Genomic DNA, 14,030 nt, shown 5'->3' on the forward strand with positions numbered 1-14,030 from the left:
GCGTAAGTCGAGCTACAGCAACGGTGACGGCGGCCACTGCGTCGAAGTCGCCGACGACATCCCCGGACTCGTCCCGGTCCGTGACTCCAAGGTGTCCGGCGGGCCGGTCCTCGTCCTCGGCGCACACGCCTGGGCGCCCTTCGTCGCCGCGCTCAAGGCGGAGCCCGTCGTTCGCTGAGCGCTGAGCGGACAGTCCACCGGAGGAGCAGCCTCCGGCAGGCCGTTCGTGCTTCTGTGGGCGCATGACGGCTCACACGGTCGAATACATCCGGTATCGCATCCCCGAGCAGCAGTCCGCGGACTTCCTGTCCGCCTACACCCGCGCCGCCGCCCAGCTGGCCGCGGCCCCGCAGTGCGTCGACTACGAACTGACCCGCTGTGAAGAGGAGCCCGACTCCTACGTCCTGCGGATCACCTGGACGTCCACGCAGGAGCATCTGGAGGGCTTCCGCAAGTCGGAGCTGTTTCCGCGGTTCTTCGCGGAGATCCGCCCGTACGTCGAGAACATCGAGGAGATGCGGCACTACAGCCCGACCGGCGTGCACGGCAGCGGCGCCGCCGTCCCCGCCCTGTACGACTGGGCGGGGGGCGCCGAGGCCTTCTCCCGCCTGACCGACGCCTTCTACGACAAGGTCCGCAAGGACGACCTCCTGGCCCCCCTCTTCGCGGACCTGGCCCCCGACCACGCCGCCCACGTAGCCCTCTGGCTCGGCGAGGTCTTCGGCGGCCCGGCCGCGTACTCCGAGACCCAGGGCGGCCACGGCCACATGGTCGCCCACCACTTCGGCAAGCACATCACGGAGCCCCAGCGCCGACGCTGGGTCAACCTCATCCAGGACGCGGCCGACGACGCCGGTCTCCCCACCGACGCCGAGTTCCGCTCCGCCTTCCTGGCCTACGTGGAATGGGGCACCCGGCTGGCGGTGTACTTCTCGGGCCCGGACGCGCGGCCCCCGGCCGAGCAGCCGGTGCCCAGGTGGAACTGGGGGGCGATGCCGCCCTATCGGGGCTGACGCAGGCTTCTACGCCGACACCGCGCGGGTCGCGTCCGTGCCCCAGCTCGACAGGAGGCGCAGGGACTGGGCGGAGGGGGAGCCCGGCTCCGCGTGGTACGTCACCAGGGACAGTTCCGAGCCGTCCGTGAGCCGGAAACCCTCGAAGTTCAGCGACAGATCGCCGACCAGCGGATGATGCAGCCGCTTGACGCCGTGGCTCTTCTCCTTGACGTCATGGGTCGCCCACAGACGCCGGAACTGCTCGCTGCGCACCGAGAGTTCACCCACCAGGGCGGACAGCCGCGCGTCGTCGGGATGGCACCCCGCGTCCATGCGCAGCGCGCAGACGATGTCGATCGCCTTCTGCTCCCAGTCGACGAACAGGTCCCGGTACTCGGGGTGCAGGAAGACCAGCCGGGCCCAGTTCCGCTCGGCGGGCGGGAGCAGCGACCAGTCGCCGAAGACCGCCGCCGCCATCCGGTTCCAGGCGAGGATCTCCGAGCGCCGGCCGACGACGTACGCGGGTACGCCGTCCATGGTGTCCAGCAGCTGGCGCAGTGCCCCCCGCACCTGCTGCTGCCGTGCGGCGGGCCTCTTCTTGTGCGCCTTCGGCTTGGCCAGGTGGGTGAGGTGGGCATGCTCGGCGTCCGTCAGCCTGAGGGCCCGGGCGATCGCGTCCAGGACCTCGGCCGAGACGTTGCGTCCGTTGCCCTGTTCCAGCCGGGTGTAGTACGCCACCGACACCCCGGCCAGCTGGGCCAGCTCCTCGCGACGCAGCCCGGGCACCCGGCGGTGCCGTCCGAAGTCGGGCAGCCCCACGTCCTCGGGCTTCAGCCGGGCCCGTCGGCTGCGCAGGAACTCGCTCAGCTCGGCCCGCCGGTCCAGGGTCCGGCCGGTCACGGCCGCATCCGGCTGTTCGTCCATACCGTCAGTATCGGCCCTGCCACCTGGTCGTACGCCCATGAGCCTGACCCCGCCAGTGGTAGGCACAGTGGTCGTACGCAAACCCGTGGACTGGGTGGTGCGGGCGGATCGGATGCAGGCTGGATTACGTGCCCGGCCGGAAGGCGACCGGGCTCGGAACCGCTGCTAGGAGAACTCGGCATGACCACTGTTGCTGCCTACGCCGCGCCCGCACCGAAGGCCCCGCTGGAGCGGACCACCATCGAGCGGCGCGCGGTCGGCGAGTACGACGTCCTGATCGACATCAAGTTCGCCGGTATCTGCCACTCCGACATCCACCAGGCCCAGGACGGCTGGGCGCCCGGCATCTTCCCGATGGTCCCCGGCCACGAGATCGCGGGCGTCGTCGCCGAGGTCGGCTCCGGCGTGACGCGCTACGCCGTCGGTGACCGGGTGGGCGTCGGCTGCATGGTCGACTCCTGCCGGGAGTGCGACAACTGCCGGGCCGGCCTGGAGCAGTACTGCCTCAAGGGCGGCCCGACCTGGACCTACAACGACACCGGCAAGGACGGGGAGCCCACCTACGGCGGCTACTCCGAGAACGTCGTCGTCGACGAGAACTACGTCGTCCGCATCCCCGAGGGCCTGTCGCTGGACGTGGCCGCGCCGTTGCTCTGCGCGGGCATCACCACCTACTCGCCCCTGAAGCACTGGAACGCCGGCCCCGGCAAGAAGGTCGCCGTCGTCGGTCTGGGCGGCCTCGGGCACATGGGCGTCAAGATCGCGCACGCGCTCGGCGCCGAGGTCACCGTCCTGTCGCAGTCCCTGCGCAAGAAGGACGACGGCCTGAGGCTGGGTGCCGACCACTACTACGCCACCGCCGACCCGGACACCTTCGAGGAACTGGCGGGCACGTTCGACATCATCCTGAACACCGTCTCGGCGCCGCTCGACTTCGCCGCGTACCTGTCCCTGCTGCGCACGGACGGCACCCTGGTGAACGTCGGCCTGCCCGAGGAGCCGGTGCAGATCGTCCTCCAGTCCCTGTTCGGCCACCGCCGCAGCGTCAGCAGCTCCGGCATCGGCGGCATCGCCGAGACCCAGGAGATGCTGGACTTCTGCGCCGAGCACGGCCTGGGCGCGGAGATCGAGCTGATCCGGGCCGACCAGATCAACGAGGCGTACGACCGGGTGCGCGCCAGCGACGTCCGCTACCGCTTCGTCATCGACAACGCCACCATCTGAGCCACCGGCCCACGCCGCATCACGGGCGCGCGGGAGCCACCGGTGCGCGCCGAGCACTTGTCCGCGCGGAGCCACCGGTGCGCGCTGCAGACGGGCTCCGCCGACGGCAGACGCGGGGTGTGGCGGGGTGCGGGGGGTGCGAGCTGGTCGTCGGACAGTGGGCGCCCGCGGGCGTGGTCAGTCCACGCCGAAGCTCTCCCCGGCGGCGTACGACCGTACGGCCACGCCCGCATCCGCACCCGGCCGTACGACATGCACGCGCCCGCGCCCTGAAACCCGGGCCACCCCGGAGTCCACCTCCAGCAGGGTGTCCTCGTCCAGGGCGACGCCGTACGGCACCGTCCCGCGCCCGACCGCCGCGACCAGTCGCGGCAGCGTCCCCCACTGCGCGGCGTGCACGTCCACCGCGAACGGCACGAGCCCCAGCCCCGCCCGTACCTCGATCTCCTCCAGGTCCTCGCCGGTCTCCTCCGGGCACACCGGCACCCCGTCCACCAGCCATCCGCCGACCACCGCCCGCCGCGCGGCGACGGCCGCACCCGCGGAGAACCCCGCGTACGGCACCCCGCGCCCGGCGAGCAGCCGGGGCAGCCGGTCCAGGCAGCTCGCGAACGCCTCCTGGTACGCGGGCGTCAGCCCGCCGCACCCCAGCAGGCCGTCGACGCCGTCCAGCGCGCCCTCCGGTTCGAACCGTCCGCCGAGCGGCACGAAGAGCGGCACGGGCGCGCACGCCCCGGCCTTCCCCAGCGCCTCCGCATAGCGGTCGAACTGCCGCCGCCCGTCGCCCTCGTCGACGATCACGCACCCGATCCGCGGCAGACCGCCCCCTCCACGCGCCGCCGCCCGCAGGAACGGCTCGTACACCTCGGGGGCGTTCCAGCCGCCGCCCATCAGGAACGTATGACCGGCCATCCCGGTTCCTCCCCTTGTGCGTCTTCGCGCGAGCTCCGCGAGGGGCGAATGTACGGGGGAGGAGCCGCTGCCGTCGCGCCAATTACCGCCGCCTCGACGACCGCGACACTTGCTGTGGGCTGTGGGCTGTGGGCTGTGGGCTGTGGGCTGTGGGCTGTGGGCGGTCGGGGTTTGCCGTCCGTCCGCCCCGACGGCGCCCCGCACGCCCGGTCCGTCCTGGGACGGCGGGCGTCGGGATCGGGCGGTGGGGCGGGCGTCAGGCCTGGGCGGTGGGGCGGACGACGATCTCGTTCACGTCGACGTCGGCGGGCTGCTCGACGGCGAAGGCGATCGCCCGCGCGACGGCCTCGGGCGGGATCGCGACACGGTCCCGCATCTCCACGATCTGTGCTCTGACCCGGCTGTTCGTCGAGGCCTCGGCGAAGTCCGTGGCGATGGGGCCGGGCGAGACGGTGGTCACCCGCAGACCGTCACCGGCCTCCTGGCGCAGTCCTTCGCAGATGGCCCGGACCGCGACCTTGGTGCCGGCGTAGACGGCCATGCTCGGCACGATGCGGTGGGCGGCCGTGGAGGCCGTGGTGACGAAGTGGCCGCTGCCCTGCGCACGGAAGACCGGCAGCGCGGCGCCGATTCCGTGCAGCACACCTTTCACGTTGACGTCGACCATGTGGTCCCACTCGTCGACGCGCAGATCGTCGAGGGGCGAGATGGTTCCGGACCCGGCGTTGCCGACGAGCACGTCGAGCCGGCCGAAGCGTTCCAGGGCCAGCGCGACCAGGGCCGACAGATCGTCCCGCCGGGTCACGTCGGTGCGGATCTGCACGGCCGTGCCACCCGCCTTCCCGATCCGGTCGACCAGATCCGCCAGGCGCTCGGAGCGGCGCGCGCCGAGGACGAGGCGCGCGCCCCGTTCGGCCAGCAGCAGCGCGGTCGCCTCACCGATGCCGCTGCTCGCCCCCGTGATCGCCACCACTTTGCCCTTGATTCCGGCCATGACGTCGTCCTCCCGGTTCTCGGCAGCGGCGGGCAGTGCCGGGAGCCGCTGCATGTGCTCGCGCACCAGTCTGCGAGAGGCTTAGCCTGGTATCCAGACCGCGTTTATTCTGGAACCAGAGGTGCAGCCCATGCCCGTACAGCCGGACCGACGCCGTCAGCTGGGGGCGTTCCTGCGCAGCCGGAGAGAACGCCTCACCCCCGACGAGGTCGGCCTGCCCCGCACCGGGCGCCGACGGACCCCGGGACTGCGGCGGGAGGAACTCGCCCTGCTCGCCGGGATCAGCGCGACCTGGTACACGTACCTGGAGCAGGGACGCGAGATCCGCGCCTCCGAACAGGTGCTGACCGCCCTGGCCACGGCGCTGCGACTGGATGCGCACGAGCGCGGCCATCTTCTCCGGCTCGCCGGCCACGTCCCCACGGCCGAGGCCGGGGAACGCACGCCACTCCCCGCCGAGGCGGCAGCCGTCCCGCTGCTGCTCCAGCCCAACCCGGCGTACATCATCGACGGCACCTACGACGTGCTCAGCCACAACGAGGCGGCCGGCGAACTGTTCCCGGGGCTCGTCACCGGAGCGGACCGGCCGCCCAACCTCGTCCGCTGGGTGTTCCTCGATCCCGCGGCCAAAGAGGTCCTGGTCGACTGGGAACCCGAGGCCCGCGGCCTGCTCGCCCGGCTGAGGACCCTCACCGAACGCCACCCGGACGACCCGCGCTGCTCCCGGCTCGTCGAGGAGCTGAACGAGGGCAGCGAGGAGGCACGGAGCTGGTGGCCCCGGTACGAGGTGCAGGCCCGGCACAGCGGCCGCAAGCGGCTGCGCCACCCGCACCGCGGCGTCGTCGAGTACGCGTACACCGCGTTCCACCTGGCCGAGCAGCTCGAACAGACCCTGGTCGTCTACTTCGACGACGCGGAAGGTGCAGGTGCAGGTGCAGGTGCCGATACGTGGCCCCGCCGGGCCGCCACTCGGTCCGGGAAGCGGAGCGAGTAGTCGCGGAAGATCCTCCGCAGCCCGTCGCGCCCGGCCTCCCGGGGACGGAGGAACTCAGCCGACTGTCCGGTCCGAGAGCCGACTGCCCGGTCCGAGAGCCGACTGTCCGGTCCGAGAGCCGACTGTCCGGTCCGAGAGCCGACTGTCCGGTCCGAGAGCCGACTGTCCGGTTCCGGAGCCGACTGTTCGGGCTCGGTCTCAGAGTCGACTGTACGTGTCGATGTCCTCGGCGAACTCCTCGATCATCCGCGTGCTGAGAGTCGGCCGGGTGTCGGCGATGGCGCTCAGGTAGTCCTCGGTGGTGGCCGGTCGGCCGGAGTCCTCGGTGGTGGCCGCTCGGCCCTGACGTTGCGTGACTTCGCGCTCGAACGCGCCCTGCGCGCCCTTGCGGGCGGCGAACTCGATGTCGGCCGGGGTGAACAGCTCGCTGGCCCCGACCAGTTGGCCGACGTCCACCGAGTCGGCGCAGGTCCTGAGATAGCGGGCCCAGATCGCCGCGCGGGCGGTGGGGTTCGGAGGGCCGATGGGGATGACGTAGTCGAACCGGCCCGGTCGCAGGAACGCTGCGTCGAGGGAGCGGACCGAGTTGGTGGCGCAGGCGAGCAGGCGTGCGTCGTGCTCGCGGAAGACGGGGATGAGTTTGAGCAGTTCGTTCGTGACTCCGTGCCCGGGATCGACCGCCTTGCCGGAGCGCGCACCGGCGATCTCCTCGACCTCGTCGATGAAGAGCAGTACCGAGTCGAGTTCCGCCAGGTCCGCGAAGGCCTCCCGCAGCGCGACGGCCAGTCCCTCGCTCGTGTCGGCCGCGAGCCGGGAAGGGAAGAGTTCCACGAACGGCCAGCCGAGCCGCGAGGCCACCGCCTTGGCGAAACTGGTCTTACCGGTGCCGGGCGGGCCGAACAGGATGATCGCCTTGGGCGGGGCGACGCCGTAGCGGTCGGCCAGCGTCGGCTCGGTCAGCGGGAGCACGACACGGCGTTCGATGATCTCCTTCTCCCGCTCCATGCCGGCCATGGCGTCCCAGAGCCCGTCGGGCAGAATGCGGCCGCCGAGCGCGGCGAGGGCGTCGGCGTCGGCGGTGCCGGGGGGTTCGGTCTTCTCGTAGTAGGTCAGGTCGTCGCGGAACCGGTAGCCGGAGTTCTCCAGGGCCTTCGTCCCCGCGGCTCCGGCAGGCAGCAGCGCGCTGACGTGGCGCACGCCCAGGGCTCGCAGGCGCCGCTCCACCTCGGCGAGGAGAGCACTTCCGATCCCGCGCTCGCGCCATCGGGACGCGAGGGCCACCAGGAGGATCCACCCCCGCCTGCCGAAGGCCTGTGCCACGGCCATGCCCACCAGCTGGTCCCCGACCACCGCGACCACCGCCGTCTGACCGGCCTTGGCCGCGGCCATCACCTCGGAGACCGGAAACACCCGGTGCTCGTCGGCCAGGCGGCTCTGGTCCCAGATCTGGATGGCCTGGTCGAGATCGTCGTCGTGATAGTCGCGCAGATGCCAAGCGGGCATCACCATCACCTCACCGGGCGCGGGAGTTCCATTCTTCCCCACCGCCGACACTGGCTCACGCTGGGCAGACCTCGGCCCACCCGGGCCAGGTCCCGGCTCACGTGGGGCGGGCCTCGGCCCAGGTGGGGCGGGCCTCGGCTCACGCGGGGCAGGACGGGCAGGCGGGTCACCGTCCACCGTCCCTCCAGGCGACCTCAGCTCTTCCTCAGAAGATCAACGGAGCCTTCGCCTCCGCCATGCACCCGGCATACGGTCAACGCGTCGGACTGCCGAAAGAGCGGCCACCGCCGGATCGGCGCCCTGCGCCTGATCGCACTCTCGTCAGCCGTACCCCTTCGAAGCCGGATGGTGCACGGGCCACTTGGATGAACTCGCTCAGGGCTGCCACAGCAAGGTGAGCAGCATCCATCTCGAGCTCCGCACTTCAGGAAACCTTTGTCGGCTCTCTGACATCCGCCGCCTCGTGTGCGGCATTGCCGAGATGTCGTTCCATGTGCCGGACGCGATTCGGCTCGCACGGGCGACTGCCTGCCGCCCGCGTCCGGCGTGCTCCGTCGGATCGAGTAACGGATCGAAAATCGGTGGTCACCTGAGCTGACCGAGCCGACGCTGGACGCCATGGAAGAACCGCACCGCAGGATCCGCGCGCTCCACACGGCGTCCACGATCACCGTCTACCAGGCGTACTCCCCTGAGATCGGACTGCCCGCCGTCCGAGACGGCCGCTTTCCGGCCGCGTGGAAGCCTGACCGCATGACGTGGATCAAACCCAGTTTCATGTGGATGATGTACCGCTCCGGCTGGGGCACGAAGGAGGGTCAGGAGACCGTCCTCGCCGTCGAGATCACTCGCGACGGCTTCGACTGGGCGCTGCGCCATGCCTGCCTGTCGAGTTACGTTCGCGGACTGCATCCCGATCGCGGCACCTGGCAGCGTGACCTCAAGCGCGCACCGGCCCGTGTCCAGTGGGATCCCGAACGCGATCTGCACCTGCGTCCCCTGCCACACCGTTCGCTGCAACTGGGCCTCTCCGGTGAGGCATCGTCGCTTTACGCGGACGAGTGGATCGTGTCCATGAGCGACGTGACCCCGCTCGCCAACGAGATCCACGCACTCGTCAGGGACGGGGAACTGGACTCAGCCACCCAACTGCTCCCCCAGGAGCAGGAATACCCCGCCGGCGCAGAACTCCTCGCCCACCTGCGTCCCTGACCGGCAATCCGGGCACAACTGGCGGCATCACCCATGGGGTACATGGCGGCACGGGTCTGTGAACGCGGCTTGATAATCCACGTCGAGCCGCGTGCAGGGGCAGACTGTCGGATGTGGTCATCGTGCTGATCCCCTTTGGGCTTCGACACCTCGAAGATCAGCCGGTGGCTGTTCGACTATGCGGGCCTCATCGCAATGCCGGATCCCCAGGATCAGGTCGAACCCGTACACCACTTCCAAGGACGCAACCAGACCCAGGCCCGACCGCCCGGATCTGCCCCAACTCGACGCTGTCCACCTGTGTACGTGTGCATGGATGGGGTTGTGAACGCCGCTTGGTGACCCAGGTCAAGCCACGCTCACAGACCTTTCTGGCCGGAACCACGCCAACGCGGTCGACCGATCTCGTAGGCCATCTACCCACAGGTTCAACGTGGTGCTGTACTGCAGAGATGGGGGATGTTTGGACAGCTGTTGGCGCCATGAGTGCTGCGATCGGAACCTTAGTCGTGATCGCTGCTTCATTCTTCGCTTACTCGCAGATCAAGGAGGCTCGCCTTTCTCGGCATGTTCAGCTGCTCATCTCTTTCCAAGAGAAATATCATTCGCCGGCGTCGCGGCGTTTCCGGCACCGTCTCGTAAGCGGGGAGTTTGGTTCGCCGGAGGATTTTGATCCCACTCACATGAGTGAGGAAGACTTCCATTCCTTCTGGCAACTCCACGATCAACTTGAGATGCTAGGAGTGTTGGTCGAGCAGAAATTGCTGGCCTTCGACCTGGTCCTGGCCTGCTTCCATCGCTCTCCACCGCGGGTCTGGAATGCCATCGAGCCATACATACTGAATCGTCGAACTCAGGCTTCCCCTCATGAAGGTGAGCATTTTGAGCGGCTAGTGCGGCGTTATCAGAGTTCTCATGCCTTTCACGCCGATTACTGGGCTCGGCAAAACGTGCTGTAGTGGGAACGCGCCGCCGGACGGTGATCGTGGGTTCCGCGTGGCCGCGCGGATCCTGCCTGTCGCGATGAGTTCCGGCCGTGTCGCGAGTCTGTTCCGGTGACCGTCGCAGGGCGTCGTAGGACGCTGCCCTGCAGGAGACACCACGGAGGACGCCATGAGGAACACGCCCAGTGACCCGCCCACCGCGCTGCCCGGGCGCCCGCCCGTCGTCGACCTGGCCACCTGGCAGGCCGCCCGGGACGAGCTCCTGGTCCGCGAGAAGGCCCACACCCGCGAGGGCGACGCCATCGCCGCGGCCCGCCGCCGGCTGCCGATGGTGGAGTTCGACGGGACGGTCGAGGTCGTCGGACCCGACGGCCCCGTCCCGTTCCTGGACCTGTTCCAGGGCCGCGACGAGCTCGTCGTCTACAAGCACATGTGGTACGACGGCGCTCCGCACCAGGGGCAGTGCGAGGGCTGCACCACCACGGCCTGGCACCTCAAGGACGCCGTCTACCTCAACGCCCGAGGCGTCTCGTTCGCCGTCCTGACCACGGGCCGGTGGGACGAGGTCGCCTCCTTCGTCGACTTCATGGGCTACACCCAGCCCTGGTACTCGGTGCGCGACGTGGACGCACCGGTCGGCGGCGGCATGGGACAGCTCGTCTGCTTCCTGCGCGACGGCGACCGGGTGTTCCTCACCTACTCCACGACGGGCCGCGGCAACGAACGGGTCAACGGGGCCTTGGGCCTGCTCGACATGACGCCCTACGGCCGCGGCGAGGCCTGGGAGGACAACCCCGAGGGCCGCCGCGTGGTCGGCGACGTCCACGAGGGGTACCCGTCCGTGGGCCGCCAGGCCTGCTGGTACTGGCGCTCGGACGCGGACGGCAACGCCACCTGGGGCCCGACCAGCCGCCCCGTGCCGCAGTGGACCCGCCCCGGCGCGACCCCCGTGGAGACCCTCGGCCGGCACGGCCACCACCACTGACGCGTCCCGGCCGGCCACCTCCACTGACGCGCCCCGACCGCTCAGGGCACTGACGCGTCCCGACCGGCCACCTCCACTGACGCGCCCGCCCGCTCGGGGCATTGGCGCGCCCCGGCCGGTCAGGCCGTGCCCGTCACCGCCTGCACCGTCTCGTTGCGCACCCGGCAGTAGTACGCCGCCGCCCCGTCACCCCGGTACCGCCACGGCAGCGCGTCCACATGGCCGTCGACCAGCTTGAACTGCTCCAGCGCTTCCTCGTGCCGGTCCTGGAGGTGGAGATAGAACGCGAGCAGGTGGCGCAGCCGTGCGAGGCCCGGGTGCCCGGGGTCGGCGGCCGCCGCGTCCGCGAGGCCCGCGTCGACCCTGGCCACCATCTCGGGCGTGCTGTCGGCCGCCACGGTGGTCGACTCGTCGTGCTCGAAGTGCGCGACGAGCGGGAGCACCGACAGCAGACTGCCCAGCGGCGCCCCGGCCGCCGCGCGCTCGGCGAAGTCGAACGCCTGCTGCTCGGAGCCCCGCCACTTCGCGCACCAGTACTGGAGGGCCGAGAGGTGGGCCCCGAAGTGGTGCGGGGCGCGCGTGGTGATCTCCGCCCACAGCTTGTCCATCTCGGCGTGCGGATAGCCGAGGCCGAGTGCCACCCAGATCTCCACGATGTACGGGGTGGGGTCGTCGGGGTTGAGGGCGGCCGCCCGGCCGATCTCCTCGCGTGCGCTCACCAGCATCCGGCGGAAGCCCTCGAACTGCTCCTGCGTCGTGTACTCGGCCGTCTTCGCGCCGCGCAGATCCCAGGCCAGGTCCACCGTGCTCTGCGCCCTGACCACGGCCGCGTCCGGGTCGTCGGGGCACGCGGCCTCCCAGGCCAGCAGCCAGGCGTCGTCCTCGGCCGCGAGCGTGCCCAGCAGACCGGTGACCGTCGTACGGCGCTCCCAGTCCCGGCCGATGCCGCCCAGCACCTCGGCGGCGGGCTGCCAGTCGCCGCCCCGCACCGCGTCGAGGGCTTCGGTCCAGGGCGCGGGCAGCGGCGCGGCGTGCTCGGTGTCCTGCCGCTCGGCGGGCAGCAGGCCGAGCCGTTCCGCGGCCTCGGCCGCCTCGTCGGGGCCCGGAGGGCTCGGCGAGAACAGCTCCTTCACGAACACGCCGGTGAACCACACGGCGGCGATCACCACGGGGAGGGCGAGGATGCCCAGGATCCAGAGAAGGACGGTCATCGGGGTCGGTCCGTTCGTCGGGAGAGGTCGGGGTGCGCGCAGCCGACGGCCGTTGGTCGGGCCGGCTGCGCGTGAGGGGTGCGAGACCCCTGCGGTGTGCGGTGCTCGTGCGGGCCGCGTCGCCCTGCCGGGGTTCTGCGGTTCGTGCGGGCCGCGTCGCGCGTGCGGGTTGCGGTGCTCGTGCGGGCCGTGTCGCCCGCGCGAGCCGCCTCGCTCGTGTGCGCTGTGCCGCCTACGCGGTTGTGCCGTTCACCCGGCCGTGTTGGTCACGCGGCCGGTCACGCGGTCTTGGCAGTTACGCGGCCGTGATGGTCACGCGGCCTCGGTGGTTGCCCGGTCGTCGTGCTCACGCGCGCTGTGCCGGTTACGCCGGCTGGGGCGTCGGCGGCAGCAGTCCGCGCAGGGGGGCGGTGTCGGGGTGGTCGGCGAGCGCCGCGTCCACGGCCGCCTCCAGCGCGGCCTCGGGCCCGTCGTCGGGCGTGTTCTCCGAGGCCCAGCCGGGCAGGCGGACGGCTGCCGGGCGCGACCAGGAGAACTCCCAGTGCAGCAGCGAACGGGCACTGAACTCGGCCAGCACCATCGTCCGCAGGGCATCACCCAGCCGCGGCCGTACGAACTCGCGGAAGGCCCGGCCCTTCGCCGCGGCCGCCTGCTCGGACAGCGGCATCCGCTCGGCGAGCTGCCACAGCCGGCCGCCGTCGATCACCTCCAGCAGCACGGCCAGGGTCGGCGGCTGCCCGGTGTAGTCGGCCAGCGCGCGGTGCAGCGGGGTGCGAGCGGAGGACAGGCCCTTGGCCATGGAGGCGTCCAGCAACTCCTCCCAGGCGCCGGTGCGCGGGAAGGCGAGGACCTCGTCCGTGAGGACGTGGTCCTCCAGGACGGCCAGGGTGCGCCGCGGGTCGGTGAGCAGGGCGAGCGCCGCGCCCTTGGCCTCCTCGGTGCGCCCGTCGGCGGGCAGCGCCTCGATCCGGTGCACCCGGTCGGCGATCGGCGGATGGGAGTCGTACGGCGAAGCGGGTTCGGTCGGCAGTTCCCCGCGCAGCTTCCTCAGTTCCCCTTCACGGGCGGACAGCAGCCGGCCGAAGCCGCCGAAGAACTCGCCCCGTGGCGGCAGCAGTTGTGCCGGCAGGCCGAGGGTGGCGTAGGAGTCGAGGTAGAAGTCGTGGGAGGCGGCCAGCACCGGGATCTCGCGCAGCGCGGAGGCGGTCGCGTCGCGGCCGGCGATGCGGGCGGCGGCCAGGTCGGCGGCGTACTCCTGGGCGCGGGCCGTGGAGAGTGAGGCGCGCAGGTAGAGCTTGCCGTAGGCGGTGTAGATCGCCGCCATCGTCCGGTACGTCGCCCCGGTCCCGCGGGTGTCGACCGTCTTGGCCTTCTTGCCCTTGGCGACCCGCTTGGCGGAGGCCGCCTCCTGGCGGGCGCGCTCGGTGGCCACCTTGCCGTCCGCCCTCTCGTGGAACTGCCCGATCACCCGGCCGATCTGCGCCCGGCCGCGCACCACGAGCGCGGACAGCCGGGTGTCGCCGCCGCTGAAGTGGCCGTACTCATGGGCGAGTACGGCACGCAGCTGCGCCTCGGTCAGCCCCGTCAGCAGCGGCATGCCGAGGTAGAGGCGGCGCGGGCCGGGCAGCAGGCCGAGCAGCCGCGACCGCTCGCTGACGGCCGCGTTGACGTCGGCGGTGAGCACGATGCGGCCGGGGGCGCGGGTACCCGTGGCCGCCGCGAGATCCCGGACCAGGGCCCACAGCCGGGGCTCCTCGGCCTCGGTGACCGCGATGCCGGCAGGCTCCTCCCCCCTGGGCGTGCGCAGCATGAACATGCCCTGCACGACAGGGATGGCGAGCAGCACCGAGACGATGGCGACCTTCACGGCGACCGGGCCGTGCCCCCAGGTGAACAGGGCGATGTCGAGACCGGCCAGCGCCCCGAGCAGCACGAGGCTCAGCAGGTAGAAGCCGAACAGCAGAACAAGAGCGCGCAGTGCGCGCAGAGTTGCGCCCATCGGGCAGATCCCCCCCACAGGATCCGGAGAATTGGACATGGCGAACACCGCGAGCGGTGCTGCCGGTGAGTGTGGGGGGACTCGGAGCAGACTCGGAGGAATGCGGAGCGAACGCCGGGCGGGCTCGGCAAAG

The 14,030-nt window shown here is 71.2% G+C and carries 13 protein-coding genes; 7 read left to right on the forward strand and 6 right to left on the reverse strand.

Annotated features, from left to right (window positions below; translation table 11 throughout):
- Together ACFZCP_RS01130 and ACFZCP_RS01135 are read left to right on the forward strand one after the other, a co-directional pair.
- A partial coding sequence (locus tag ACFZCP_RS01130; protein WP_391423674.1) for a DUF397 domain-containing protein occupies positions 1–178 on the forward strand: 178 nt, incomplete at its 5' end.
- Between the two features lie 64 nt (positions 179–242).
- Positions 243–1,013: an antibiotic biosynthesis monooxygenase gene (locus ACFZCP_RS01135; protein ID WP_391422928.1), complete on the forward strand. Its 771-nt coding sequence runs from the start codon at positions 243–245 to the stop codon at positions 1,011–1,013.
- A gap of 9 nt (positions 1,014–1,022) precedes the next feature.
- Here the strand turns inward: ACFZCP_RS01135 and ACFZCP_RS01140 are convergent, their stop codons facing one another.
- Entirely contained in the window at positions 1,023–1,919 is an 897-nt protein-coding gene (locus ACFZCP_RS01140) for a helix-turn-helix domain-containing protein (RefSeq protein ID WP_391422930.1), read from the reverse strand.
- Positions 1,920–2,099: 180 nt separating this feature from the next.
- On the opposite strand from ACFZCP_RS01140, the gene ACFZCP_RS01145 reads away from it, so the two are divergent.
- Positions 2,100–3,143 carry an NAD(P)-dependent alcohol dehydrogenase gene (locus ACFZCP_RS01145; RefSeq protein ID WP_362688441.1) on the forward strand — a complete coding sequence of 348 codons (1,044 nt, stop codon included), beginning with the start codon at positions 2,100–2,102 and terminating at the stop codon, positions 3,141–3,143.
- A gap of 177 nt (positions 3,144–3,320) precedes the next feature.
- Here ACFZCP_RS01145 and ACFZCP_RS01150 read toward each other — a convergent pair whose 3' ends face one another.
- Together ACFZCP_RS01150 and ACFZCP_RS01155 are read right to left on the reverse strand one after the other, a co-directional pair.
- The gene (locus ACFZCP_RS01150) at positions 3,321–4,055 is read right to left on the reverse strand and encodes a hypothetical protein (protein WP_391422932.1); all 735 of its coding nucleotides are present in this window, start codon (positions 4,053–4,055) and stop codon (positions 3,321–3,323) included.
- Between the two features lie 256 nt (positions 4,056–4,311).
- The gene (locus ACFZCP_RS01155) at positions 4,312–5,049 is read right to left on the reverse strand and encodes an SDR family oxidoreductase (RefSeq protein ID WP_362688592.1); all 738 of its coding nucleotides are present in this window, start codon (positions 5,047–5,049) and stop codon (positions 4,312–4,314) included.
- A gap of 130 nt (positions 5,050–5,179) precedes the next feature.
- On the opposite strand from ACFZCP_RS01155, the gene ACFZCP_RS01160 reads away from it, so the two are divergent.
- Positions 5,180–6,043, forward strand: a complete 864-nt coding sequence (locus ACFZCP_RS01160) for a helix-turn-helix domain-containing protein (protein ID WP_391422935.1) — start codon at positions 5,180–5,182, stop codon at positions 6,041–6,043.
- Between the two features lie 198 nt (positions 6,044–6,241).
- Here ACFZCP_RS01160 and ACFZCP_RS01165 read toward each other — a convergent pair whose 3' ends face one another.
- A complete protein-coding gene (locus ACFZCP_RS01165) occupies positions 6,242–7,552 on the reverse strand; it encodes a GNAT family N-acetyltransferase (protein ID WP_391422937.1) in 1,311 nt (436 codons plus the stop codon).
- Between the two features lie 612 nt (positions 7,553–8,164).
- Here ACFZCP_RS01165 and ACFZCP_RS01170 point away from each other — a divergent pair.
- From ACFZCP_RS01170 to ACFZCP_RS01180, 3 genes are all read left to right on the forward strand, one after another.
- Positions 8,165–8,758, forward strand: coding sequence for a DUF4291 family protein (locus ACFZCP_RS01170; RefSeq protein WP_391422939.1), 594 nt, complete (start codon positions 8,165–8,167; stop codon positions 8,756–8,758).
- Between the two features lie 482 nt (positions 8,759–9,240).
- Positions 9,241–9,717 carry a hypothetical protein gene (locus ACFZCP_RS01175; protein ID WP_391422941.1) on the forward strand — a complete coding sequence of 159 codons (477 nt, stop codon included), beginning with the start codon at positions 9,241–9,243 and terminating at the stop codon, positions 9,715–9,717.
- Positions 9,718–9,871: 154 nt separating this feature from the next.
- Positions 9,872–10,687 carry a DUF899 family protein gene (locus tag ACFZCP_RS01180; protein WP_391422943.1) on the forward strand — a complete coding sequence of 272 codons (816 nt, stop codon included), beginning with the start codon at positions 9,872–9,874 and terminating at the stop codon, positions 10,685–10,687.
- A 119-nt stretch (positions 10,688–10,806) separates the two neighbouring features.
- Here ACFZCP_RS01180 and ACFZCP_RS01185 read toward each other — a convergent pair whose 3' ends face one another.
- The gene (locus ACFZCP_RS01185; protein ID WP_391422945.1) at positions 10,807–11,898 is read right to left on the reverse strand and encodes a hypothetical protein; all 1,092 of its coding nucleotides are present in this window, start codon (positions 11,896–11,898) and stop codon (positions 10,807–10,809) included.
- A gap of 364 nt (positions 11,899–12,262) precedes the next feature.
- Positions 12,263–13,897 carry a M48 family metalloprotease gene (locus tag ACFZCP_RS01190; protein ID WP_391422947.1) on the reverse strand — a complete coding sequence of 545 codons (1,635 nt, stop codon included), beginning with the start codon at positions 13,895–13,897 and terminating at the stop codon, positions 12,263–12,265.
- Positions 13,898–14,030 lie beyond the last annotated feature (133 nt).

Source organism: Streptomyces sp. NPDC007971 (assembly GCF_042958635.1).
Classification (GTDB): Bacteria; Actinomycetota; Actinomycetes; order Streptomycetales; family Streptomycetaceae; genus Streptomyces.

Coding starts and splice junctions, on each gene's coding strand:
- ACFZCP_RS01135 (WP_391422928.1), top strand. CDS start 243: ATGACGGCTCACACGGTCGAATACATCCGGTATCGCATCCCCGAGCAG.
- ACFZCP_RS01140 (WP_391422930.1), bottom strand. CDS start 1,919: ATGGACGAACAGCCGGATGCGGCCGTGACCGGCCGGACCCTGGACCGG.
- ACFZCP_RS01145 (WP_362688441.1), top strand. CDS start 2,100: ATGACCACTGTTGCTGCCTACGCCGCGCCCGCACCGAAGGCCCCGCTG.
- ACFZCP_RS01150 (WP_391422932.1), bottom strand. CDS start 4,055: ATGGCCGGTCATACGTTCCTGATGGGCGGCGGCTGGAACGCCCCCGAG.
- ACFZCP_RS01155 (WP_362688592.1), bottom strand. CDS start 5,049: ATGGCCGGAATCAAGGGCAAAGTGGTGGCGATCACGGGGGCGAGCAGC.
- ACFZCP_RS01160 (WP_391422935.1), top strand. CDS start 5,180: ATGCCCGTACAGCCGGACCGACGCCGTCAGCTGGGGGCGTTCCTGCGC.
- ACFZCP_RS01165 (WP_391422937.1), bottom strand. CDS start 7,552: ATGGTGATGCCCGCTTGGCATCTGCGCGACTATCACGACGACGATCTC.
- ACFZCP_RS01170 (WP_391422939.1), top strand. CDS start 8,165: ATGGAAGAACCGCACCGCAGGATCCGCGCGCTCCACACGGCGTCCACG.
- ACFZCP_RS01175 (WP_391422941.1), top strand. CDS start 9,241: ATGAGTGCTGCGATCGGAACCTTAGTCGTGATCGCTGCTTCATTCTTC.
- ACFZCP_RS01180 (WP_391422943.1), top strand. CDS start 9,872: ATGAGGAACACGCCCAGTGACCCGCCCACCGCGCTGCCCGGGCGCCCG.
- ACFZCP_RS01185 (WP_391422945.1), bottom strand. CDS start 11,898: ATGACCGTCCTTCTCTGGATCCTGGGCATCCTCGCCCTCCCCGTGGTG.
- ACFZCP_RS01190 (WP_391422947.1), bottom strand. CDS start 13,897: ATGGGCGCAACTCTGCGCGCACTGCGCGCTCTTGTTCTGCTGTTCGGC.